The 22621-nt window shown below is 48.7% G+C and carries 18 protein-coding genes; 7 read left to right on the top strand and 11 right to left on the bottom strand.

The features are described from left to right. Positions 1-48: 48 nt before the first annotated feature. Positions 49-1782 carry an alkaline phosphatase family protein gene (locus ACO0K4_RS05005; protein ID WP_422955525.1) on the bottom strand — a complete coding sequence of 578 codons (1734 nt, stop codon included), beginning with the start codon at positions 1780-1782 and terminating at the stop codon, positions 49-51. A gap of 174 nt (positions 1783-1956) precedes the next feature. Then, a complete protein-coding gene (locus ACO0K4_RS05000; protein ID WP_422955524.1) occupies positions 1957-4179 on the bottom strand; it encodes an alpha/beta fold hydrolase in 2223 nt (740 codons plus the stop codon). 365 nt (positions 4180-4544) lie between these two features. On the opposite strand from ACO0K4_RS05000, the gene ACO0K4_RS04995 reads away from it, so the two are divergent. Continuing rightward, a complete protein-coding gene (locus ACO0K4_RS04995) occupies positions 4545-5792 on the top strand; it encodes a sensor domain-containing diguanylate cyclase (RefSeq protein ID WP_422955523.1) in 1248 nt (415 codons plus the stop codon). Between the two features lie 404 nt (positions 5793-6196). After that, positions 6197-6832 (top strand): DUF7482 domain-containing protein, encoded by a 636-nt coding sequence (locus tag ACO0K4_RS04990; RefSeq protein ID WP_422955522.1) that lies wholly within the window; start codon positions 6197-6199, stop codon positions 6830-6832. 33 nt (positions 6833-6865) lie between these two features. Here ACO0K4_RS04990 and ACO0K4_RS04985 read toward each other — a convergent pair whose 3' ends face one another. The 5 genes from ACO0K4_RS04985 to ACO0K4_RS04965 form a co-directional block, all read right to left on the bottom strand. Continuing rightward, positions 6866-8290, bottom strand: coding sequence for a DHA2 family efflux MFS transporter permease subunit (locus ACO0K4_RS04985; protein WP_422955521.1), 1425 nt, complete (start codon positions 8288-8290; stop codon positions 6866-6868). A gap of 311 nt (positions 8291-8601) precedes the next feature. Then, entirely contained in the window at positions 8602-9969 is a 1368-nt protein-coding gene (locus ACO0K4_RS04980) for a DUF3667 domain-containing protein (RefSeq protein ID WP_422955520.1), read from the bottom strand. An 88-nt stretch (positions 9970-10057) separates the two neighbouring features. Next, a complete protein-coding gene (locus tag ACO0K4_RS04975; protein ID WP_422955519.1) occupies positions 10058-12898 on the bottom strand; it encodes an ATP-binding protein in 2841 nt (946 codons plus the stop codon). Positions 12899-12903: 5 nt separating this feature from the next. Then, complete coding sequence (locus tag ACO0K4_RS04970; RefSeq protein ID WP_422955518.1) at positions 12904-13671, bottom strand: hypothetical protein; 768 nt, start codon at positions 13669-13671, stop codon at positions 12904-12906. Further along, positions 13668-15002 (bottom strand): hypothetical protein, encoded by a 1335-nt coding sequence (locus ACO0K4_RS04965; protein WP_422955517.1) that lies wholly within the window; start codon positions 15000-15002, stop codon positions 13668-13670. Before ACO0K4_RS04965 ends, ACO0K4_RS04970 begins: the two co-directional genes overlap by 4 nt. Before the next feature lie 222 nt (positions 15003-15224). On the opposite strand from ACO0K4_RS04965, the gene ACO0K4_RS04960 reads away from it, so the two are divergent. Continuing rightward, the gene (locus tag ACO0K4_RS04960) at positions 15225-15851 is read left to right on the top strand and encodes a hypothetical protein (RefSeq protein WP_422955516.1); all 627 of its coding nucleotides are present in this window, start codon (positions 15225-15227) and stop codon (positions 15849-15851) included. Positions 15852-16032: 181 nt separating this feature from the next. Here the strand turns inward: ACO0K4_RS04960 and ACO0K4_RS04955 are convergent, their stop codons facing one another. Continuing rightward, positions 16033-17298 carry a hypothetical protein gene (locus ACO0K4_RS04955; RefSeq protein ID WP_422955515.1) on the bottom strand — a complete coding sequence of 422 codons (1266 nt, stop codon included), beginning with the start codon at positions 17296-17298 and terminating at the stop codon, positions 16033-16035. A 129-nt stretch (positions 17299-17427) separates the two neighbouring features. Between ACO0K4_RS04955 and ACO0K4_RS04950 the strand changes: the two genes are divergently transcribed. Both ACO0K4_RS04950 and msrA (ACO0K4_RS04945) read left to right on the top strand, forming a co-directional pair. Further along, entirely contained in the window at positions 17428-17742 is a 315-nt protein-coding gene (locus ACO0K4_RS04950; RefSeq protein WP_422955514.1) for a hypothetical protein, read from the top strand. Positions 17743-18104: 362 nt separating this feature from the next. Next, positions 18105-18638 (top strand): peptide-methionine (S)-S-oxide reductase MsrA, encoded by a 534-nt coding sequence (gene msrA, locus ACO0K4_RS04945; RefSeq protein ID WP_422955513.1) that lies wholly within the window; start codon positions 18105-18107, stop codon positions 18636-18638. Between the two features lie 54 nt (positions 18639-18692). Here the strand turns inward: msrA (ACO0K4_RS04945) and ACO0K4_RS04940 are convergent, their stop codons facing one another. After that, a complete protein-coding gene (locus tag ACO0K4_RS04940) occupies positions 18693-19466 on the bottom strand; it encodes a helix-turn-helix domain-containing protein (protein ID WP_422955512.1) in 774 nt (257 codons plus the stop codon). A 228-nt stretch (positions 19467-19694) separates the two neighbouring features. On the opposite strand from ACO0K4_RS04940, the gene msrA (ACO0K4_RS04935) reads away from it, so the two are divergent. Further along, positions 19695-20228: a peptide-methionine (S)-S-oxide reductase MsrA gene (gene msrA / locus ACO0K4_RS04935; protein WP_422955511.1), complete on the top strand. Its 534-nt coding sequence runs from the start codon at positions 19695-19697 to the stop codon at positions 20226-20228. Between the two features lie 94 nt (positions 20229-20322). Here the strand turns inward: msrA (ACO0K4_RS04935) and pdxH are convergent, their stop codons facing one another. Both pdxH and ACO0K4_RS04925 read right to left on the bottom strand, forming a co-directional pair. Further along, positions 20323-20958 (bottom strand): pyridoxamine 5'-phosphate oxidase, encoded by a 636-nt coding sequence (gene pdxH, locus ACO0K4_RS04930; RefSeq protein ID WP_422955510.1) that lies wholly within the window; start codon positions 20956-20958, stop codon positions 20323-20325. Between the two features lie 77 nt (positions 20959-21035). Beyond that, the gene (locus ACO0K4_RS04925; protein ID WP_422955509.1) at positions 21036-21578 is read right to left on the bottom strand and encodes a hemerythrin domain-containing protein; all 543 of its coding nucleotides are present in this window, start codon (positions 21576-21578) and stop codon (positions 21036-21038) included. A 160-nt stretch (positions 21579-21738) separates the two neighbouring features. On the opposite strand from ACO0K4_RS04925, the gene ACO0K4_RS04920 reads away from it, so the two are divergent. Continuing rightward, positions 21739-22599: a tRNA threonylcarbamoyladenosine dehydratase gene (locus tag ACO0K4_RS04920; protein ID WP_422955508.1), complete on the top strand. Its 861-nt coding sequence runs from the start codon at positions 21739-21741 to the stop codon at positions 22597-22599. Positions 22600-22621 lie beyond the last annotated feature (22 nt).

The raw sequence follows: 22621 nt of genomic DNA, 5'->3' as shown, positions 1-22621 counted from the left end.
TCTTTTTTGTTACATAAGGACACAAAGCGATTTACTCAACAATATATATCAGCGTACTGAGTCTGCCTTGATGATTTCGGTGAGTACCCGTCCTTCGCTGGCACTCGGTGGACGTACGTGCAACAGATGCGCCAGCGTCGGGGCGATATCCACCACTTCCGCATATTGCCCGTAAGCACCCGGTTTGATCCAGTTTTTGCCCATCATGATCAGCGGCACATTGGTGTCATATGCATATGGTGAGCCGTGGGAGGTACCTGTCGTGCCGCTACCGAAATACCAGAAAGGTTTCGTCACGACCATGACATCACCGGATAATTGCTGGTTCCAGCCGCGTTGCATTAACTTGCCCTGACGGGTATCTGGCAGCGTACCTGATTCAAGCTGGGTGCGGGTATAGGTGCGAGCTACGCCTGGATATGCTGACAAGAAACGCGCCACGGCATTTTCTACGTCGTCGCGCTTGAGTCCCTTTTGGTCTATTGCCGGATAGTCGAGCATGACCGCAGGAGATGACCATTTAGCGGCCAGATTAGCGATGCCAAATTTTTGTGCGAGATGCGTGTTGACATCATCCATCAATTTTTTGGTGTTCAGGCGCTGTGCATCGATTTTTCGGCGTTGTGAAAATTCCGGCACATTCGGGAAACCGTGATCTGCCGTCAGCACTACCAGAGTCTTATCAAGGCCCACGCGTTTTTCCAGATCGTCAAAAAACTTTGCCAGCAAGCGGTCAAGACGTTGCAGATGGTCATGCGACATACGACTCTCCGGACCAAAACTATGATTGATGTAATCGTGACTGGACAAGCTGATACCGATTACATCAGTGACGCCGGCCGGATTATGACCAAGCTGTTCACCATCAATCGCAGCACGTGCGAAGTCGAGTGTCAGTTCATCGAGATACGGGCCGGTAAAAATCCGGCCGTAGTATTCCGCGTCGGGTTTGCCGGATTTGCTGTCATACACAAACGGGAACCCGGCCTGATTATCAAGCTTGCCCATTCCCGGCGAACCATCCGGCGCATCACTCTGATAGGCTTTTTCCGGTAACAATAATTCCCATTTTTTGCCATAAAATTTATCTTCGGGTTTAGCGGCATTAAAGCTGTTGTACCAGCCGGGATAATCTTGCATGTAGTAAGTGCTGCTCGCAAAATGGCCGGATTTACTCATGTACATATAGGCCGTGCCGGATTTACCCGCCAGCAGAATCGCCCCACGGTCTTTACCAGAGACTGTCACCACTTTGGACTGGCCGCCGTTGCTATAACGGAGTTCATCGCCGACGGTACTGACGCGCAGATTGGCCGGCGACGTGCCATCGCTGGATTTGGTGCTCTCATTGAGATAGGTATGCGCGGTATCCTCCGTGCAGTACGTCGATGTCATTGTGTTGCGGTCTACCCAATCATTGCCGATGATGCCGTGCTGATATGGGTAGGCACCAGTCAGTACCGCTGCATGGCCAACCGCTGTAACGGTGACGCCATGCGCCTGATGACTGTCGCTAAACCAGGCACCCTGATCCAGCAATCGACGGAAACCGCCCTGACCGAACTGATCGCGATAACGCTGCACCTGTTCTTGCGGCAAGCCATCGACAACCAATACGACAAGCAATTTTGGCGTGGTCGCTACGGTATTGGCGGACAGCGATGCTGCGCCAGCTGATAAAGACAAGGCTGTGCTGGCGGCGATACAGGTCGTGATCAGACCCGACAGCAGGCGGCGACGCGCTGCGAAGTCAGATTTTTTCGGATTAAATGGAGTCATCATGATTTAAGGGAAGAAGGAGAAGAGGAGATAAAGCAATCAATACGGCGGAAGTAGAAAACCATTACAAATGAATGCAGATCAATATCATTGCATTGTGAATCATTTCCTTATGCAGCTTCATCATGTGCCATAGATAACCGAAATTCGCTATGGCACATTGGTCAGTAACTATCCTTAAGGTTTGCCACCGACAGGATTATTCAAATGCTTGGCGAAGAAGGCTTCTATCGTATGAAATACATGCTTCTGCTTCGCCGCACCGGCAATGCCGTGCTTGCCTCCCGGGTAGGTCATCAGGTCGAATAGCACGCCACGGGTCGTCAGATCATCAATCAGTTTGGTGGTATTGGTGAACAGCACATTGTCATCTGCCATGCCATGCATGAGTAGTAGCGGAGATTTTAAACCGTCGAGGTGGGCAAACACGCTGCTCTGACGATAGCCTTCGGCATTGTCTTTCGGCTGATTGATGAATTGCTCGACATAGTGCGTGTCGTACAGTGCCCAATCGGTGACTGGCGCAACGGAGACCCCCGCCGCGATCTTGTCAGATGCGGCCGACAATAAGCGCAAGCTCATGAAGCCGCCATAACTCCAGCCAAATACGCCGATACGTTTTGCATCGACAAAGCCTTGCTGACTTAACCAGTTGATACCCACAAGCTGGTCAGCGACTTCATGTTTCCCCAGCGTGTTATAGATGGTATTGGTGAATTGCCGCTCACGACGGGCTGAGCCGCGGTTGTCGAGTTTGAACACGATATACCCTTGCTGTGCCATGTATTGCTCAAACAGGCTGCCCCAGTGTCTTTGCACCGTCTGCGCGCCGGGACCGCCATACACTTGCAGAAATACCGGATAACGCTTGGCCGGATTAAAGTTCAGCGGTTTCTTGATAGAGTAATACAGGGTCTGACCATCTTCTGCCTTCAAGCTGCCGTATTCAGTCGGAACATGCGCTTCTTTGTATCGTGCGTAAGGATGGCTTGCATTGAGTTCGTTATGCTCTATCCAGGTGATCAATGTATCGTCCGGTTTGCGTAAGCTGACTTGCGGCGGTGTATTGTCGTCGGACCAGGTGTCGATAAAAATTTCGGCCTTGGCTGAGAAACGGGTTTCGTGCCAGCCATCGTTTTTGGTGACACGTTGCGGTTGATTAGCCGTGCTGCCATCGAGTTTGAGTGCATAGACCTGTTTGTCGGATACGGCATCACGGTTAGAGGCGACATAGACCGTTTGCGATTGCTCGTCAACGGCGAGCAAGCCGTCAATTCCCCACTCTCCCTGGCTGATGGCATGCACCAGCTTGCCTTGCAGGTCATACAGGTATAAATGCTTACGACCGCTACGTTCTGACATCCACAAAAATTGTTGCGTCTTTTTCAGAAAATAAGGTTTGTCCAGAATGCTGACCCAGGTACTTGCTGTTTCGGTAATCATGCTACGCTGCGCCAGACTGTGCTTATCGACGGCGATCAGGTCTAGCTGTTTCTGGTTGCGGCTCTGGCGCTGGAATACCAGGGTGCTGGCGTCTGCACTCCAGTCCGCTCTGACGAGATAAATATCTTTCTCTTTGCCCAGATCGATGGCTTGTATCGTACCGCTCTCAGGATTCACCAGCGCCAGGCCGACCAGGACATTGGATGCGCCAGCATATGGGTAGCGCTGTTCAACGACTTCGGTCCGGTTTGCATAAATTTCAAAACGACGGGCGACGGGGACCGGACTTTCGTCAAAGCGTTTAAACGCAATGCGTGAGTCATCCGGTGCCCACCAGTAGCCACTGGTCTGCGCCATTTCTTCCTGGGCGACGAATTCTGCTTCGGCATTGTGAGTTGTGCCGCCGCCATCTTTGGTCAGCTGGCGCTCAATTCCGCTGCTGAGTTCGAACACAAATAAATTCTGGTCGCGGACATAAGAGACATAGCGGCCTCCCGGTGAAATTTGTGCTGACATGACCTGGCCGGAAGCGATCTTGCGCGCTTTGTCTGTATTCGACAGATCGATCAGATACAGATCGCCAGCCAGTGGTACCAGGAGTTGTTTGCCGTCAGGTGACCAGCTGTAATCGACGATGCCGCGCAGATTGGCGATGCGTTCGCGTTCACGACGGGCTTTTTCCTGATCAGAGATATTTTCTTCGGCTTGCAGAATTTTGCTATCGACCAGCCTGCGCATGCTTTGATCTTTGACATTGAATTCCCACAGATCAAGCTGGAACTGGTCATTGTCGCGACCGCGTAAAAATGTCACGCGGCTGCCATCGGGAGATACCTGAAGTTTGCGCGGTGCGCTGCCGGACAGATTCGCATTGTCGTAAATGCGGTCGATGGTGAGACGTTCTGCAGAAGTGGAGAATGACATAGCGGCCAGTAGAGTAAACAACAATATTCGCATAAAAATACCAGAAGGTTTAAGTATTACATCACCGCCAGTCACACTCATGATGAGACTGAACCGGAGGGTAGTCTTGGGGTGTTCGGAGGATATCCAGAGAGCAACACGATACCAAATTATGGCTAGTTTTGGTGAATCCTTATGTAGCCCCCTGAGGTGATGAAAGCTGTGATAAAAACTGAGGTAAAAACCAGTATGAAAAAATCTTTTCGATGGATAGAAAGTTTTTGACGCTATTCGAGTAGAATTTATTTGAATTTGTTCCCCGTTACTCTCTAAATTAACGCAAAAAAAGCAAACCTGGCAATAACCTCAGCATCAGATTTTTTCTCCAGAGCACAATGAAAATAAGGAAATGAGGTCGCATGCTTACAGACGGATTTTCACGTTATCTGATCGACATCATGCCGGTATCGATGGTGGTGTTGACGGATAACCAGATCACGTACGCCAACAATGCTGCGGCAATTTTATTGGAAGCCGATAACGCCAGCGTCCTGATCGGGCGTCCGGTCAGTGATTTTGTACATCCGCTCGATATTACCCGCTCAAATAACCGCTTGCATCGTCAGAGTAAAGAATGGTCTAACGCGCCTCAGCAATTTCGTTTGCGCAGCGTCAAGGGTAATTTGCGCATGCTTTTAGTCGCTAGCCTGACTATCGAATTCGAGAATAAAAGCGCCATTTTGTTAGTCGGCATGGACATGACTGCACAAAGTGAAATCTCGGAACAGCTGCGTATCAGTGAGCAAAATTTCCGTCGTCTCTTCGATAATATGCAAGATGTGTATTACCGCACCGATGCCAAAGGTGTCGTGCTGATGGTCGGACCCGGTGTCCGCACGGTGCTGGGATATGAGCCTGAAGAGATCGTCGGCAAAACAGCCGAGTCGTATTACCCGAACCTGGCGGACCGTGATGCACTCAAACAGGCGATCGTCAGGGATGGCAAGGTCAGCGATTTTGGCGGGCAGATGGTACGCAGGGATGGCCGCATCATCGACATCTCTATCAGCAGTCAGGCAATTTATGATGAGCAAGGCGCATTTGCTGGTGTCGAAGGTATTTACCGCGACGTGACTCAGCGCAAAATGCTGGAGCGAGAGTTGCAGCGTCTGGCAACTATCGACACACTGACCGGCATTCAGAACCGGCGCGCATTTTTAGAAAATGCCGAGCAGTTATTTAAAAGCAGCCAGCGCTATACCACGGGCATTACCTTACTGATGCTGGATCTGGATTTCTTCAAAGCGATTAATGATCGCTACGGTCACTTGGGCGGTGATAACGTGCTGATCAAATTTACACAGACGGTAGGGCAAGAGCTGCGCGAATCGGATTTATTCGGGCGTCTGGGTGGTGAGGAGTTTTGTATTCTGTTACAGCAGGCACCGCGTGAAGACGCGATGACTGCTGCCGGGCGTATCCGTGAACGTGTGCAGGAACTGGTGTTTAACGCACCGAACGGCGAGCTGTTTTCTTTGACCGTCAGCATTGGTGTATCGACCAACCGTGAAGATGATGAGCGCTTAGGTAAACTACTGGAGCGCGCTGATAAAGCTTTGTATGAGGCAAAACACAGCGGCAGAAACCGCGTGGTCTGGAAAGATTAAGTATTTTGTATTGATCACGACAAAGACTGTAAGGTATGCAGCTGCCAGTCGACTCATCAAGATGATGTAATCGCGTATGGCTGATTTTTTTAAAATTCAATACAGATCCCGCATACTGCATGCGCCTTTCAGGCCAAAAGAGGCCTGGAGGGCGCATAGAATATAGGCGAGCCTTGATGGAAGCTTTTAAAAACCCTTTAAGCCATATTTCATGGAATCGCTTACTTCTGCCTTTTCTCTGTGTTGAGAGGACCTGGTTTGTGCGTCAGCCCTATCAATGTGATTACTTAATGCAGCGGTTTTAGAAATTCCCTTAGGGAGTCTCTAAAAATTTCATGCTCTGAGATTCAGCATAAGTATTTTTTTCTGTCACGAGTAAGCCATCTTTTTTTGGGAAGAATTCTATGCTGTCTGTCATTCAACTCAAGCAGCCCCGATTCACGATGGTCGCTACAGCGTCCGCAGTGGTCTTGCTGTGCGCTAGCCTGTGTGGTGTCAGCGTGCTGGCCGCTGACAGTCCGGCCAGGCAACTCCATCAACTGAACGAGAACTCGGTGGCGACGGTCGAGCTTCCCCTTCTGGCAGGTTGGTACGAAGGGCAACTCGTGCACTACATCTCAACCGATATGTCGGATCAGGCAATGTCGCAGCAAACGGGTACCAATTATGTGTCACGTCTGTCGTATGCATTACGTGCACCACTGCCGGGACAGCCAACAGCGGTAGACCGTGTGTTTAAATTCACCAATTTCAATCAGGGCAGCGTGTTCCCGTCGGCACCGCAAAAAATCGGCTACCAAAACACCAGCGAGGCTTACACGCCTTTATGGGTGGTCTATCTGGTAACCTGGCAAGCAGGTACAAGTCCACGGACTTTACGTTCTGAAGAAGAGGTCCTGAGCGCCGCCGACAAGCATGAAATCCAGCTCACGCCGACAACGGTCGTTGTAAATTGCCCTATCATTTATTCTGCTAAAGATGGTCTATTGGGTGGCGCAACAATCCATGTGAAGCAGCAAAAAACCAACGAACGCAGATGAGCACGCAGATGAATGCAATCGCTTGCCGCAGAATCAGACCGTTCCTTTACTCACGCTCTCGCCATCTTCCGGACGCAGGCTCCAGAAGGTAATGGACGACAGCATCGTCATCACACCCAGCGTGATGAATGCATGATGCAAGGCGCTGGCCACCGCGAGCTGATCCGACTGAGGCAGGCCGCTCAGATACCAGCCAGTGACAAGTGAGCCGCAAGCCAGTCCAAAGCTCATCGACAGTTGTTGCAGCGTGCTGGCGATCGTACTCGCCATGCTGGAATCCTCCGTTTTGACATCGGCAAATGCCATCGAATTCATACTTGAGAATTGCAGAGAATTAAAAAATCCCTGCGTCAATCCCAATAACACAATCAGTGCCAGCGGCGTACCCGGTGAAACCGTCGAAAACAAACAGATCGTTATCCCTATCATCAGGGTATTCACAATCAATACCTGCCGGTAGCCAAAACGTCTCAGCACTTTACTGGCAATCAGTTTCATCCCCATCGCAGCAAATGCAGCAGGCATCATTAATAAACCTGATTGCCATGCCGGCAGCCCCAATCCTATTTGATACAACAGCGGCAGTAAAAATGGCAAACCACCCAATCCCAGTCGCGTAATAAAACCGCCAACCACCGAGACACGGAAAGTCCTTACCTGAAATAAATTCAGGCGCAATAAAGGAAAAGGAATTTGTCGCGAATGCCAGCCATATGCCGCCAGCAAGCTGAGAGATAAAGCAAACAGCACCATCGTTGACGTCACATCAATCGTGTGTTCGCCAAAGATTTCAAGCAACCACGATAGCAGCGCTGTGCCAGTGCCAAACAGCACCAGGCCAATCACATCAAGCGGTCTTGGTTTGTCGCCGTAATAATCCGGCATATGACGATGAATCAGATATTGCGCCGCCAGGCCGACCGGTACGTTGATAAAGAAGATTACCCGCCATGACATCCAGTGCACGATCAGACCACCGATAGTCGGACCCAATAAAGGACCGATCAGCGCGGGGATAATCACAAAGTTCATTGCCATCAGCAATTCTGATTTGGCAAATGTACGGATGATCGTCAGTCGCCCCACCGGCATCATCATCGCAGCCCCCATTCCCTGCAAGATGCGTGAGGCGATCAGCATTGGCAAGTTCAGAGACAAACCACATAGCACAGACGACAAAGTAAAAATCGCCACGGCAATACTGAATACCCGCCGTGTACCATAGCGATCAGCAATCCAGCCGCTAATCGGGATGCCGACAGCCAGGCTCAGGATATAACTCGTGACCACAGCCTTCAGGCTCAGCGGTGACACCTGCAAACTCGCTGCCATTGACGGTACTGCAGTATTAATAATCGTCGAGTCAAGCTGCTCCATAAACAGCGCCGTCGCAACGACCCAGGGTAAATAGCGTTTGACAGTAGCGGCGTGATCCGTTGTTTCTGATATGGATGACATGGTGCGATGAGAGAGCGTGGCACAAGGAAGCGATGATAGCACTCAGCTGAAAATGGAGTTCTTCGAGGTTAGACTGATCAGGTCGTGATACCCGGTGGTACACGTGATATGGCAATGATCGTTTGATGACCTGCGCAGAGATGCTATTGATTTCTAGTCTGGGCGGCATTAGTAGGCATCAATGAGCATCAATGAGCATCAATGAGCATCAATGGGCATCAATGGGCATCAATGAGCTGATGCACTCACTCTTCTTTTTCAGTGAGGAGTGAGTGAATAAGACGATCAGATATTTTATAAGAATCGAATGATCAAATACTCATCCCCGTCACAATGATCGCGTAAATCAACAGCGAAATCATTGCGATCAACAACAGCGCGGCAGTGCGCCAGAGTGTGCCGAAACCGCTGAGTTGATAAGCATCGCGTAATTGCAGATACATGTGAACCGGTGGGACAACCATGAGCAAAAACACTGCGGTACCAGTGAAATTAAATTTATTCAGTAACGCCACGATGATCAGTAGCACACACATGAACGATAGGGAATACAGAGAAAAAACTGCGTGGTCAAACATCACATAGCGGCGGTGGAAGGCGAATAGCAACCATAAAAATGGCAGTGAAATAGGCATTAATAAGAAAGCGAGTTTCGATGAGTTTGCCTTCATTTTATACAACGTTAATTCCCGGTTGGCGTTCGCTTTGGCTAAAGACGATCCTATTCCCGGGATTTCACTGAGTGCGTTGTCATCGCTAATATTGATGGCCAGACCGTCACTTGAATTCGATACGGATGAGCTGTTTGCTGTGTCTGACTTGTTTTTGGCAGAGTCACTTTTCTTATCAGATAATTGTGCTGATGCGACCTCTAGTGCATGGATTTCTTTTTTTACTGATGAAATTTCTTTACTGATACCGATACGTTTTTGTACATCAGGACCCAGCTTGCGTTTTTCAGCTTCTAGTGTGCTTAACTTGGTTTTGGCTTCCTGGAGCTGATGTTCGACTTCTTCTTTCGATTTCTTTGTATCGCTAGTCGCCTTAGTCACTGCTAATTCCAGTGCCAGGATTTCTGTTTGTGTCTCTTTGATTTCTTCTTGAATGTCGGTGACACTTTCATGTTTTGCAATCAGGGCGGCTTCTTGCTCTTTTTGTCGGGCAAGGGTTTGCCTGGTTTGATCGAGTTCCTTGATCACTTCTTCTTTGGTGTCTTCCTCCATAAGATTTTTGGCCGGATCTTTCATGGTGAAAGAAAACACAAAAAACATCAGAAAAATCATGAACAGAAATAAGGCCAGCGGTGATACGAACGAAGTGCGCTTACCCTCAATGTATTGCCGTGTTAATTTTCCGGGACGGTAGATCAATGCGGGAATCGTGCGCCATGCCTTGGTTTCAAAATGGAACAAGCCGTGCAGCAGCTCTTCAAACATATGCAGCAGAGAGCGATGGATGTGCGCATGCTGGCCGCACACGTGACAATAAGCACCAGTCAGAATAACGTCGCAATTGGCACAGTTGCCGTGTTCACCATGTGGTTCATGCGACTCAGATGACGCGCGTGTAGGCGCATCTCCAGTCGCATCTCTAGATGTATTGCCACCGCTATGATCAAATTCACTGACGACAGCAGCCTGAGTGATCACATCGCTTGATACGTCAATTTCGATTCCCATTGCTGCCCCAGATGCCTGTGATTGATATGAAATCTGTCGGTGAATTTAGTCAGTCAACAGGTTTTTAGTATTGTACGTTCACTATAAATTACGCCCTGACATCTTTCAACTTCTCTACCCGGCGCTGCAGCACAAAAATCGGTTGTGCCCATTCAGTGTCTTTTTTCTTTTTGCTGGTAATCAGCGTCAGTTCTGATGGATCGTAGACGTCGGTGTTATGCGTCAACGGAGTGGTCATCAGGTATTGTGCATCGGTGTTTTTCAGGAACTCACCGACCAGCTGAATGTTACGGATGTCCAGATGGGCAAACGGTTCGTCGATGAAGACGAAACCGCCTGAACCATCTTCGGATTTCAATAAACCGATTAACAGGATCAGCGATTTCATGACTTGCTGACCACCGGACGCTTCGCCGTCATTCATGCCGATCGGGCCTTTGCCGTCGAACTTGAACCGGACGTGCAGACCTGCTTGTGACAGCTGGATGTCGTCATTCTCCAATTTAACCGGATCGGTGTGGACTTCGATCCCTGCCAGCTCGCCGAGCTGTTTGATGTTTTTGCTATAGGTTTTGATGGTGAAACGCAGGCGATCCATATAGGCTGCACGTGCATTGACGGTTGCTTCTGAGGCTCGGTTGTTTTGATAACGACGTTCATCGGTCTCGGCCTGGCGACCTTGCAGCAGAGCGTTCAGGCGTACGAATTGATCGACGACCGTTGAATCGGTTTCCCAATCCTCGCGTGCCAGATTATTGCCGAGACTGCGCAGACGCAGTTCGATCTGATGGACGTTTTCATGTTCGGCAACCAGCTCCTGTCTGTGTTTGGCGCGCTTCCAGTTAACCGGTAGCTGGTGCCAGGTCTGGCGCATGCCGGTGAGGGTTGCAAAATGGCTTTGTCGTTCGTCCGCCAAGCGTTTCTCTGCGCTGCGTAATTGGGATTCTGCATCGGCAATCGCGGCTTTAGCTTGTTCCCATTTCAGATGGGCGACGGTACGTTGTTCGGTCGCTGATTTAAGCAGAGGTGAAATCTCACCGAGGCGACTGCCTACTTCGATCCGTTGTTGTCGGAGTGGCTGTATATGGCGGCTGGCTTCTTCAAATTCAGCATGGCGGGCACTGAGTTCTTTTGCTGCATCGACACCGGCCAGACGCGCTTTGAAGGCGCTGATTTCACCGGCAAGTTTGCTGATGGTAATCGTGAGCTGATCTTCCTGCGATTGCAGACGTGGCAAAGATCGTTGTAATGCCTCAAGCCTTTGAGTACGGCCTGCGCTGCCAAAACGATAGCGTGACGCCTCGACAAACAGCGAGCGACCACCGCGGCGTTCGCCATGATAAGCATCGGGCGTGATCCATTCTTGCGATTTGGACTGAGATTTATTAAAGCTGAGTCCTACCTCAACCGAATCGACCATCTCGATACGCTGTAATTGCTCGATCAGCCAGGCAGGTGCTGCGGCAGTAAAGTTCACTACTGATAACAGACTTTTATCTTTGACAGTCGGTGCGTGGATACGGTCTGGTACGATGAAATGACCATAGCGTTGCTTTTCACCGACGCGATAAGCTGCGCTCGCATCACTGGCTTTGTCCAGTAAGATGACCGAGGTATAACCGCGCAAGACGCCTTCGACCGCACCTTGCCATTTGGGATCCGTTACTTCCACAATCTCTGGCAACATGCTGTGGGAAATACCCGCATCGTTCAAAGCACGACGCATATTGCGTACGTTTTCCGGGTCGGGCAGGGCAGCTTTGCCTTGCAGGGCAGCGATGGTTTCCAGCTCGGCAGCGATGCGGTTAGACAGCGTGTCGCGCTCTTGTTTGTGACGCGAGAGTTCGGCTTCTTTTTTTTCTAAATCATCGGCGACGTTGGCGACATCGGCATCTGCTTCTGCCGCGAGTTTTTGCAGACGAGTTTTTTGTTCCAGCAAACTCTCTTGCGGCTTGAGCTTCGTATTGATGTGTTGCAGTTTTTCGCGCAGTTGAGATTCTTCTGCTTCTAATGCGGCCTCATGCTGCTGCGCTTCACTGTGCATCTGTGCCTGCATGGCGAGACTGCCGCGACGCTCGGACAAACCGTCTTCTTGTGCTTTTAGCTGGCGTTTGCCGTGACGCAGGCTCTGGCTGGTTGCCGACGCATGTTGCAAGGCCTCATGGTATTGCAGCGTTGGCAAAATTTCTTCTTGCAGGTCGCGCTTTTCCTTGTTCAGGCTTTCCCATTGATGGTAGTTCGCCACGCGCAGGCGCAGGCCTTCGAGGTTGGTTTTTGCACCTTCGAGTTCGGTTTCAAATCGCTGTAATTCGGTCTCGGTATCACGCTGATGACGTTTCGCATCGTCATAGGCGTCCAGCACTTCTTTATCACCAAAAACCTGAAATACCAGATCAAGCAATTGACGCGGTGCGTATTCACAGAGTTTGTCAGTTTCGCCTTGTTCCAGCGCCAGCACTTTACCCATCGCGGTCGACAGACCGGCGTGTGACAGACGTTTGCGGTAGGTTTCTACACCGAGCCAGTCGTTGGCTTCCTGAATATCTTCTATCTCGACTTTGCCGCTGCGCATCAGGTACTGACGCTTCCAGTCGCCGCCGTTTTTCTGGATCTGGCAGAACAGCGTGACCTCGTCCTCATACAGGCCGGACATGCGGAAAGGGCGGTTGGAGATCTGCGGCCCGACGGCGCTGTTATCGACGACAGCGCGTATCCAGGCGGTTTGCTGACCCGAATGCCGTGCGTAATGTTTGTACGAGCGCCCCATGGAGCATTCGAGTCCGAACAGGGTACGCAAGGCATCCAGCAAGGTCGTCTTGCCCGAGCCATTCTGACCAGCGATCGTGATGATCTTGGCGTCGAGCGGAATATTCTTGATGCGTTGCCAGTAGTCCCAATGGACCAGTTCTAGTGATTTGATATGGAACATGTGACTTATTCTTCTTCTGCGATGTGATGATTGTCGAGATTATCGGCGCTGTCTTGGTCTGTGCTTGCGTTACTACCAGTGTCACTGTCATGGGTAGCGACCACTTCCTCGCGGTCTTCGCTGGCTGGCGCAATGATGGCGGGTGTCCGGACCGGAATTTTGAAAATGTCCGACAACGCACCGTTGATGATGCGGTCTTTCAGGGTATCGGTATCCATCATCAGATCGAGCAGCGGCCCTTCGACGATCAGATCCGCTTTGCGCTCGACAAAACCATACCGCACGAGCTGACCCAGATTCATATCCATACGGGTTTTCTTACCCAGTTTTTCGCCAAAATCAGCGAGGAGGGCGCGGTAAGAAATACCGATGGACGTATCCTCGGCACGCGGCATGGGCTTGTCTTTGCCAAACATATCGTTCTGATTTTCTTCAGCAAGTTGATGTGCTTCTTGCCGTTCGCGTTTGGGCAAAATGATCAGCGACCATAAGACAACCAGCAGTGCAACGCCGTCACGTGCCAGACTAAAATTATTGTTCTGCCAGGTTTCTCTGGTACCGAATACTTTCGATTCACTATCGCGGGTCAGCGCCAGCGTGACGTGATCGGCATACACGTTGTCGATGAACTTCATACCGCAGGCTTTTAGCCTTGCATCGACATCGGCGCGGAATAATTCGTCGGAGAGGGCGCGTTTAACGAGCTTGTCCTCACGGCGCAGGGTTTGATGCGCGAGCAGGCGGGCGATCAGGAATTGTGCGTCTTCTGTCATTCTTTTTTACTCAATGCGGTGAGGGTGGCGACCGAGATAGCGGAAACGTGCGGGTCAGACACGCGTTGCATTTTGTCTTTCGAGTTAAATTCCAGCGGCAGGCGCGCCAGCGCGGCGGTTGCGCCTTGCAAGGCCGATTCGTTGACGTCGCCCAGCAGCGGCAGCAAGGACGCGCGATACGAAGCAATGGCAAAGCTGGATGGCAACAGCAATTCTTGCAATGGCACTGGCTTGCCAGCTTGCATGTGTTCGATATTGGTCAGTCTATCGAGCCAGTGATCCAGTTCCAGTAAAGCATCGCTGTCGTCATTGGCGATCTCCGGTGCGTTTTCGCCCGTCGGTAAAATGTTGGCGACGGCGGATTGACGATTTGTCAGCAATTCGCTTTCGGCTACGTCAATCATTTCAGACGGCGTAATGAACAGCGGCGTCATCGGATAAGCCAGCGCATCATCCGCCAGCGATGCCAGATCGGCGTATTGCAGCAGCCAGGTTTTGATATCGGTGGTGGATAAGCCGGATTGTCCGAGATGGACGCGTTGACGTTCGATCTGGTTCAGCGCACGCGAAAACATGCCTTGCATATTCAGCAATGCGCTCTGAGCACGGCCGATCGCTTGCGCCGCTCTGTGGGTTGCGGAATCGGCGCGGCTATCGTTGGTGATCGCATGAATGATCTGCGAGCCTTTTTCTACCCAGTCGCAGGCGGTGTGCCATTTTTGTTGGGCGGTACGTAGCTGGAACTCGGAGCCTGAGGCAATCGCGTCGGAAAATTCTTCGGTCAATTCGATCAGACGACCGAGCAGATGGTGCAACTGTTCTACCGATACGCCACCGACCGCCTGCGCCCCGGCGACCTGCGTGAGCATATAGCTCATTTCAGCTTCATCACCTTGTTGCTCCGCCTGATGCTCGGCCTGCAATAAGGAGGACAGTGCTGCCAGCACATTACGGGCTGTGGGCGTGATGCGATACACCGATTGACCTGCATCCCAGGCCAGCAGGTTGTGCGAGCGTAAACGCATCAGGATGGTTTCTAAGCGATCCGGATCAATGTAGCCCAGCTTGGCGTTGATATCGGCACGGGACAACGACGGCGTATCGACGTCGGCAGCAAGTTCGCGCAAGACCAGCAAGCGCAGCATGACGTTGTTAAACCCGCCGTGGAACAGCGCAGTGAAGGCTTGCAGCAGTGGCTGCGCACGTTTTAAAGGGAATATCGGTGCAACATCGTCAGGGCTGATGCCTGGACGAAAAAACGACTGTAGTGCGTCGTCATCTTCATGGCCTGGCTCAGGTACTTTGGATGGTTCGTTGGAGAAATTTTGCATGCGTATTTATTAAATCCTTGCTTATCCATTCGATTTGGAAATAGTGACGCATAATATCATCCGCAAAAAGTGTTATGCTCATTTGGCATTAATACAATAAACGTTAAATCTCTCTGAAAGTCTTGAATGTTTAGACTAGTGTTTTTAATACCTCTATTTGTTTTTGCTTCAAACGCTTTTGCAACGCCTGACGACGATTGTAAGACGAACATTGCTCAGGACGTGGCAAAAGCAAAAGATAGAAAAATGTCAATTTCCCAACAAGAAGAAATTCAATCATTTGGTGAAAAACTCTGCTTAGAAAGAGCGCTTTATGTAATTCATAAGGAAGGAGTGGATAAATCAGCGACCTTTATAGATCAACAAAAGCGAATTTATTTTAAATTTTGTTCGGGTAAAACCACATCATCTTGTGAGTCAGATAATTTAAATCTCAAAGACTTGGAAAACCGTTTTAAAAATGATGTTGCAGCCATTGAAGTGCAAGATAAAGTTATAAAACGATATGCAAGAGAATACGAAACACTTAAATCCTCCGCTGCACGGCAAAATCTATCTGCTAGTGCAGAACTGAAGCGAAAATCGTCTAAATCAGTGGACAAAGTAAAGCAGGACATAATTGACGCTATGAAAGACCCTGAATCCGTTAAGTTTAAAAATCTTTCTGTTTCATCAGATGGCTCGATGGTTTGTGGAGAGGTTAATGCAAAGAATTCAATGGGCGGCTATGATGGATTTAAGAAATTTGTCAATATTCCAGATGAATTAGGACACGATTTTACATTTTATGAAGGTCATGACCCCATAGATATAGAGGGGGCATGTTACAAACAATCGCGAAAAAGATAAAATAAGTTTCCGACGCATGAATTTAGGTTATTTCTTTTCTATAGGTGCATCTTCAAAACCAAGTCTAATCAACCAACTATGCGAATATCTCACGATATTATCGCTGTACTCAAAATTATATGTAGCGTAAATAATCCTCTGTGCAAGCATGAAAATAATGTCTACATAGAGGATTCAATATTTAGTTAAGCTCCTGCATTTCTTTAATTTCAGGAATTGAGCCAACGACACTAACAATATAGGTGAGTACCTCATTTCTGAGTCGATCAATTGATACAGTGGAGTTGCTTGAGCAACGTCTTTGCATATCGTCATTCGCTACAAAGTTAGCTGGAGAGACTCCTCCGAATACGTTTTGCACTCGTTGGTTTTGGCAGCGGCTTGACTCACCTCCTACTCTTCCACGAGCGACATCATCAAATATTTTCTTCCCGCCTTTAAACGCAGTTACCTCGTAACCGTATTCAATTTGTGCGCCTCCAGTAATGATGTCATATAAATATGACGCATTCTTAGGCATATAAAGCGATGCATAAACAATGTTCACATCAAAAAATCCGTACGTAATTGTTTGTGCACTCTCTGGAATGACTCTCTCATCGTTTCTGAGCCGATCAATGTTAAGGGTTACAGTATTTTCGTCCGACGTTGTAACCCACTGAACCTTATCAAACTTATTTTTTAAGAGTGTTTGAATATCGTCTGACAAAAGCCTATCTGCGTTTTTAAACTGTGTGAACACTCGCGTGGGAGTCATTTCCATTCGCATCCTCACAAAGTCGGGATAAACCTTTGCAACTGACTCAAATTCGCTTCTCTTGATATTCATCGACGATAGGAGCGGAGACACTTTTTTAGCTAGAGGAGAGCCAACACCGCCCTTTTCTATGTAGGCCATTAATTGCGTAACTGGTCTGCTATTAGATTTATTCTCTTGTAAATGCTTAATAGTTCTGTTCACAATTAACTCGATATGAGGTGAATTTTTCAAAATTGGAAATGCGTCAGTGTTATCACCTAAATCAAACGCTACCTTGCCGTTTAAATTTCCATCTATAACCTGCTTTTCTATCAAAGCCGAACATTCGGAAATTTCCATACTAGTTAAAATGTCATCTTTTGATAAAGACATTAAATTGCCGAGCTTGATATTTGCCTCTTGAGGAGATGAGACTTCTGAACAAATTCCAATTTGAAAATCTTTAAACGATTTTCGAGCAGCAGGAGTTATAGCGAAATATGCTTTAACTTTTTCAGCTCCATTGGATTGATATAAGGCTCTATCAACATAAGAACTAAAGTTATAAATATCGCTAGCTTGCCTTTTTTCCTCGGCTTGTTTTAAATAATTGCCAGCAATTTCGTCTCGTTTTACTGGCGCACTTCCACAACCGGATATGCTAACCACTACACAAACAGCTACACACCTTAAGAGTTTTGAAAGCATGACATCTAGCCTTAATTGTTGTTTAATTTTTAATATGGCAAAATATATCACTAGTTGTTTCTAAATGTAACCATTTAACAAACATTTTAAATATGATTAAGTCATTAAAATTTTCACAATAGGTTGCCCATGAAGAAGGGAATAGCAGTTGCAGCGCTCTTTGTTACAGTTTTATTTGTTGTGGCGTACCTGAATATTGGCTTTTATTCAATCCAACCTATTGGAGCCGTACCAACAGGAACAACGGTAGTTGTTTGGAGGAAGGGTAAAGAACCTTTCTTTAATTCTCCTGATGCAATGTGTCTATTAATTCAAAATTCTGTATCTTTATGGTGCCGACTGACTGCAATGGGCGCGTCTCCAAAAGATCGAATAATTCTTAAACTTCCGTATCAACAATGGGCTTACAGCATTTCAGTCGATGGCGCGGAATTCGACAGATAATCACCTTCCTCTTAAAATAGAAGAGTTGCAACGTGGCAAGAACTTTTGTAAATCCACAAGGTACTTTTAAAGAGGACGTAGTTGGATGGATAGCGTTGGCGTAATTTTTTTGGTTTTCTGTATATACTGGAACGGAGTAAATTTGAAAGGCTATGTAAACAATGCGGTATCGGCATTATTTTTACCTATACTCCCCATTTTTTAATAAGCTACGTGAACTCTGCCCGTGACAGCGTGAGCAAAACTGCCGTGACCATACGGTCATTCATGATTTGTAAGAAAATGCACCTGAGTCCGACTAAACAAGACGGATTGGGAATGACTGAATCCGGCGTTGTACCAATAAAGATGAGGATAACAAGATGACACAATGGCAAATAGCCACGCTGGGTGGCGGCTGCTTCTGGTGCACAGAGGCGGTGTTTCAACAGATTCGCGGCGTACACAAGGTGGAGTCCGGTTATAGCGGCGGTGCAGTTCACAATCCGACCTATGAGCAAATTTGTACTGGCCGCACCGGGCATGCGGAAGTGGTACGGCTGAGTTTTGATCCTGAGGTGATTAGCTATCGTGAGTTACTGGAGATTTTTTTCACGATCCACGATCCGACGACCTTGAATCGCCAGGGTAATGACAGCGGTACACAATACCGCTCGGTGATTTACTTTCATGATGAGTCACAAAAAACCGTCGCGCAGGAGGTAATTGCCGCGATGTCTGGTGTGTGGGATGACCCTATCGTGACAGAGCTGACTTTGGCGCCGATGTTCTATATCGCTGAGGAATACCACCAGAATTATTTCAGGCAACATCCGAATCAGGGCTATTGCTCCATCGTAGTGGCTCCCAAAGTCGCTAAAGCACGCAAGCTATTTGCCAGTAAGCTTGCTGGCTAGTTGTGATGTTGTGAGCGCATGTTGTTGAAGTTTGTTGAAGTGAGGCTAATTACCTCACTTTTTTTTGCTTTTTTTCTGTTCATGCTGCTCGATATAGTCTTTGCGTACCAGCGATTTGAATTGCTTTGGCAGCCAGGGACGCGCGGCCAGCATGAAGCTGATACGATGTTTTTCTTCAAACGGTAACTTTGCGTCTTCCTGGTGTTGTTCTGAAAATTCGCGGGCGACTTGCTTGAGGCGGGTGATCAGCGCCGCCACCGACTGCCTCGACAGCATGACGTTCACCAGACGCATGATTTCATGCTCACCATCAAAATTCGACTCCAGATATTCGGCATAAGCCTGATCGCGAAAACTGCTTTGGATAGGGCCGTTCGGTATCCAGCGGAAAGTCCGTGATACCAGCAGTTTTACCCGGTTATTGGGGAGCAATTCCAGGAAGCCAATTTTGTCCAGACGCAATAAATGCTTAACGACATCAATCTCGCTGATATCGTAGATGCGGATGATTTGCTCGACGGTAAGCAGATTCAGTACCGAGACGGCGACAATGAATTTTTTCGGGTCGTTGATGATTTCTTTTTCCTGATCAAATGTCAGTTCAGAAATCAAGGTGTCTTCGTTCGATGCCAGCGCCAGATCGCGCAGACTGATCTCCGTTGCATTCAGAATCTCGTCTAGTCGTTGTAGCGTGAAATTCTTTTGGGAAAACATGCGTTTCACGCTCGCTTCCGACATATCAATCCGTGTCGCCAGATCGGCATAGGTGATGTTTCTCGCCTTTAATTCGCGCTTCAAGGCATCGATCAAAATAGTTGCTTTTAGCATCGGAAATTCCAGTGTTAATGATCAGTAAAATCTAAAATGTAAAAAAGTATTAAAAAATAATACACCAAGCCACCTTGTATGCGACTCTTTGTTTGTTGATTGATCACATTCTTGCTTGACTTGATAATTCACTCCGCCGCAGAGATTGCGGGCGTTTCAACTGAAACGCAGTGGAAAATACAGTGGAATTAGGCAGTTCAGATTGCTGATGAAACAAGGAGAAACATAATGGCTTTAGAGATAGCAACATTTGGCGGCGGATGCTTCTGGTGTACCGAAGCAGTATTTCAGCAAATCCGCGGGATCAAGAGCGTTGAGCCGGGTTACTCAGGGGGGCAGGTTGACGATCCCAGTTACGATCAGATTTGCGAGGGCAATACCGGACATGCAGAAGTCGTGCGTCTGATCTTTGATAATGCGGCGGTGAGTTATAAGGCGCTGGTCGAAATTTTCTTTGCGATCCATGATCCGACTACCTTGAATCGTCAGGGCAGTGATGTGGGTACGCAATATCGTTCTGTGATTTTTTGCCAGAGTGAAGAGCAAAAGGCCTGTGCAGCCGCTGTCATGGCGGATGTCGAGGCAAAGTGGGAGAAGCCTATTGTGACTGCCATCGAGATGGCACCGATGTTTTATCCCGCTGAAGACTATCATCACAATTACTTCAAGATGAATAGCCAGCAGCGGTATTGCACCTTAGTCGTAGCACCAAAGGTTGCTAAAGCAAGACAGTTTTTCTCTGGCAGTCTGTCATCTCGGTAGATAGGCAGTTGAGACCGATGGCGATCTCAAGCAGTGACTGGATAAGGAATAACAATCTTCAAATTATCCGAACCTGGCCTCCTTCAGCTAGCATTTATGGCTGCAACCTGCTGATTGTCCATGTGCCGTCGGCCTGTCTGGTATAGACGATACGATCATGCAGGCGGGAACGGCGACCTTGCCAGAACTCTAAGCGCTCAGGTATCAGACGATATCCGCCCCAGTGCGCCGGACGTGGTGGTTGATCACCATAAGCGGTAACTACTTCTGATAAACGCGTTTCCAATAAATCCCGGTTTGCGATGACTTCACTTTGTTGTGATGCAATCGCGCTATGACGGCTACCCAGCGGGCGGCTGTTGAAATAGCGATCATTCTCTTGTGCTGTAATTTTTTCTACGCGCCCCTCGATCCTGACCTGACGCTCCAGTGCAACCCAGTGAAATAACAAAGCAGCATGGGGATTGGTTTCCAGATCATGTCCTTTACTGCTGACATAGTTGGTGAACCAGCAAAATCCACGTCCATCAAATTCTTTGATCAGGACAATCCTTGAACTCGGACGTCCTTCAGGATTGACTGTTGCCAGGCTCATGGCATTGGGTTCGGCGACATCGGCTTTGATCGCCTGGTCAAACCAGGTAGAAAACTGCTGAACAGGATCGCTGGCGACGTCGGATTCTGACAAACTCGCCTGGAGATAATCTTTGCGTAAATCGGCTAATGACATAGTGATGCTCTTTATCGGGAGTATTAAATCTTGTTATTGAAGGAGGATATGGACGATATGGATGATAGGGGTAATATTTAAGGCGTGTCCGGTGAAATACCGCGTCGCGCTCGCATGGCAGCACCTAATCTTTGCATCTGCACGTCGCTCAAAATTCGTTTTGCCATCGGTGCGATATGGGTTTCTTCCAACTCCATGTGATGCAGATACATATCAGAAAAATGCCGGATATCCAGCGCGGATAATTGGGCTGAACTGCCCTCCTGAATTTGCCTCAGTTGTTTTTCCAGGTTGGACCATTGTGCCGTCATTTGCAGGTGCTGCTTCATAATTTCTGGCAACAATTGTTTCAGCAGCACAGCATCCTCTTGTGTGGCGGTCGTTTCCAGCGCTGGCAATAAATCCATTTCTTCGTCTTCATGATGCAGGGGCGCGGCTTGCGTGAAGTATTTCAGCACTGCCTGTGCTGCCTGCCGTGCGTCCTGATCAGCGCCGTGTACTGGCAGATGCGTCAGTAATTTGTCCAGCGTGGCGATTTGCTTGCGAATCCGGTCATGGCAATGTTTTAGCACGGCGATCGGCTGATCAAATCCCGGTGCGCTGTCGAATAATGTAGTCACGATACCTCGATGTGTTTGGCTGTGGTGGGACTAAAATAATGAAAAATTATCGATCATTTAGCACAATCCTGCTTGCGCCATATCAAGCAAACGACAGCCCGGCAGCCTGCTCTTGTAAAATAGCGACAGTTGAATAGCCAGAAATGCTGAGTAAAACCCTATGCAAGATGAATTAGCCGTCGATTTTGAACGCCGCTTTGGTGGCATTGCCCGTTTATATGGCGCTGCCGGGTTGGAACGTTTTAAAACTGCCAGAATCTGCATCATCGGTGTCGGTGGCGTCGGTTCCTGGATCGTAGAGGCCCTGGCTCGCAGCGCAATTGGTCACATCACGATGATTGATCTCGATAATGTGGCGGAATCCAATATTAATCGCCAGATACAGGCACTCACTGATACTGTAGGCAAAGCCAAAGTGACCGCCTTGTCTGAACGTATTGCGCAAATTAACCCGTTTTGCCGGGTCACCGAAGTTGAGGATTTTATTGCGCCGGATAATCTTGAGCAGATACTGGGAACTCAGCAGTTTGATTATGTGATCGACGCGATTGATAACGTTAAGGCAAAGACGGCTCTGATCGCGTATTGCCGCGAGCATGCCATCAAACTGATCACGATTGGCGCCGCGGGCGGACAAACCGACCCGGGCAAGATTGAGATCCGTGATCTGTCACGTACTGAGCAAGAACCCTTGCTCGCGCTGGTACGCAAACGCCTGCGCCAGAATCACGGTTTTCCTCGTGGGGCAAAGAGTAAATTTGGTATCGATGCCGTATTTTCGATGGAAGCACTGACCATGCCGGAGACGGCCGAGGTCTGTGAGGTGGTCAGTGACAGTAGTCAGTCTAATCCCATTGAGAGCGTTGCGTCCGGTGTCACCGGATTGAACTGTGCGGGATTCGGTTCGTCGATTGTGGTGACCGCGTCATTTGGATTGAGGGCGGCGGCGCATGTATTAAAACAGCTCGCCACTCCTCCGGTCGTTCCTCATGTTGCGGGAGCGGAGTCCGCTGAAGTCTGACTTTGCTGTAAATGTGCGCCTG

This window comes from Undibacterium sp. RuTC16W (assembly GCF_049339445.1).
In the GTDB taxonomy this organism is placed as follows: domain Bacteria; phylum Pseudomonadota; class Gammaproteobacteria; order Burkholderiales; family Burkholderiaceae_D; genus Undibacterium.
This window is presented reverse-complemented; position numbering and strand designations above follow the sequence as displayed.

Coding starts and splice junctions, on each gene's coding strand:
- ACO0K4_RS05005 (WP_422955525.1), bottom strand. CDS start 1,782: ATGATGACTCCATTTAATCCGAAAAAATCTGACTTCGCAGCGCGTCGC.
- ACO0K4_RS05000 (WP_422955524.1), bottom strand. CDS start 4,179: ATGCGAATATTGTTGTTTACTCTACTGGCCGCTATGTCATTCTCCACT.
- ACO0K4_RS04995 (WP_422955523.1), top strand. CDS start 4,545: ATGCTTACAGACGGATTTTCACGTTATCTGATCGACATCATGCCGGTA.
- ACO0K4_RS04990 (WP_422955522.1), top strand. CDS start 6,197: ATGCTGTCTGTCATTCAACTCAAGCAGCCCCGATTCACGATGGTCGCT.
- ACO0K4_RS04985 (WP_422955521.1), bottom strand. CDS start 8,290: ATGTCATCCATATCAGAAACAACGGATCACGCCGCTACTGTCAAACGC.
- ACO0K4_RS04980 (WP_422955520.1), bottom strand. CDS start 9,969: ATGGGAATCGAAATTGACGTATCAAGCGATGTGATCACTCAGGCTGCT.
- ACO0K4_RS04975 (WP_422955519.1), bottom strand. CDS start 12,898: ATGTTCCATATCAAATCACTAGAACTGGTCCATTGGGACTACTGGCAA.
- ACO0K4_RS04970 (WP_422955518.1), bottom strand. CDS start 13,671: ATGACAGAAGACGCACAATTCCTGATCGCCCGCCTGCTCGCGCATCAA.
- ACO0K4_RS04965 (WP_422955517.1), bottom strand. CDS start 15,002: ATGCAAAATTTCTCCAACGAACCATCCAAAGTACCTGAGCCAGGCCAT.
- ACO0K4_RS04955 (WP_422955515.1), bottom strand. CDS start 17,298: ATGCTTTCAAAACTCTTAAGGTGTGTAGCTGTTTGTGTAGTGGTTAGC.
- ACO0K4_RS04950 (WP_422955514.1), top strand. CDS start 17,428: ATGAAGAAGGGAATAGCAGTTGCAGCGCTCTTTGTTACAGTTTTATTT.
- msrA (WP_422955513.1), top strand. CDS start 18,105: ATGACACAATGGCAAATAGCCACGCTGGGTGGCGGCTGCTTCTGGTGC.
- ACO0K4_RS04940 (WP_422955512.1), bottom strand. CDS start 19,466: ATGCTAAAAGCAACTATTTTGATCGATGCCTTGAAGCGCGAATTAAAG.
- msrA (WP_422955511.1), top strand. CDS start 19,695: ATGGCTTTAGAGATAGCAACATTTGGCGGCGGATGCTTCTGGTGTACC.
- pdxH (WP_422955510.1), bottom strand. CDS start 20,958: ATGTCATTAGCCGATTTACGCAAAGATTATCTCCAGGCGAGTTTGTCA.
- ACO0K4_RS04920 (WP_422955508.1), top strand. CDS start 21,739: ATGCAAGATGAATTAGCCGTCGATTTTGAACGCCGCTTTGGTGGCATT.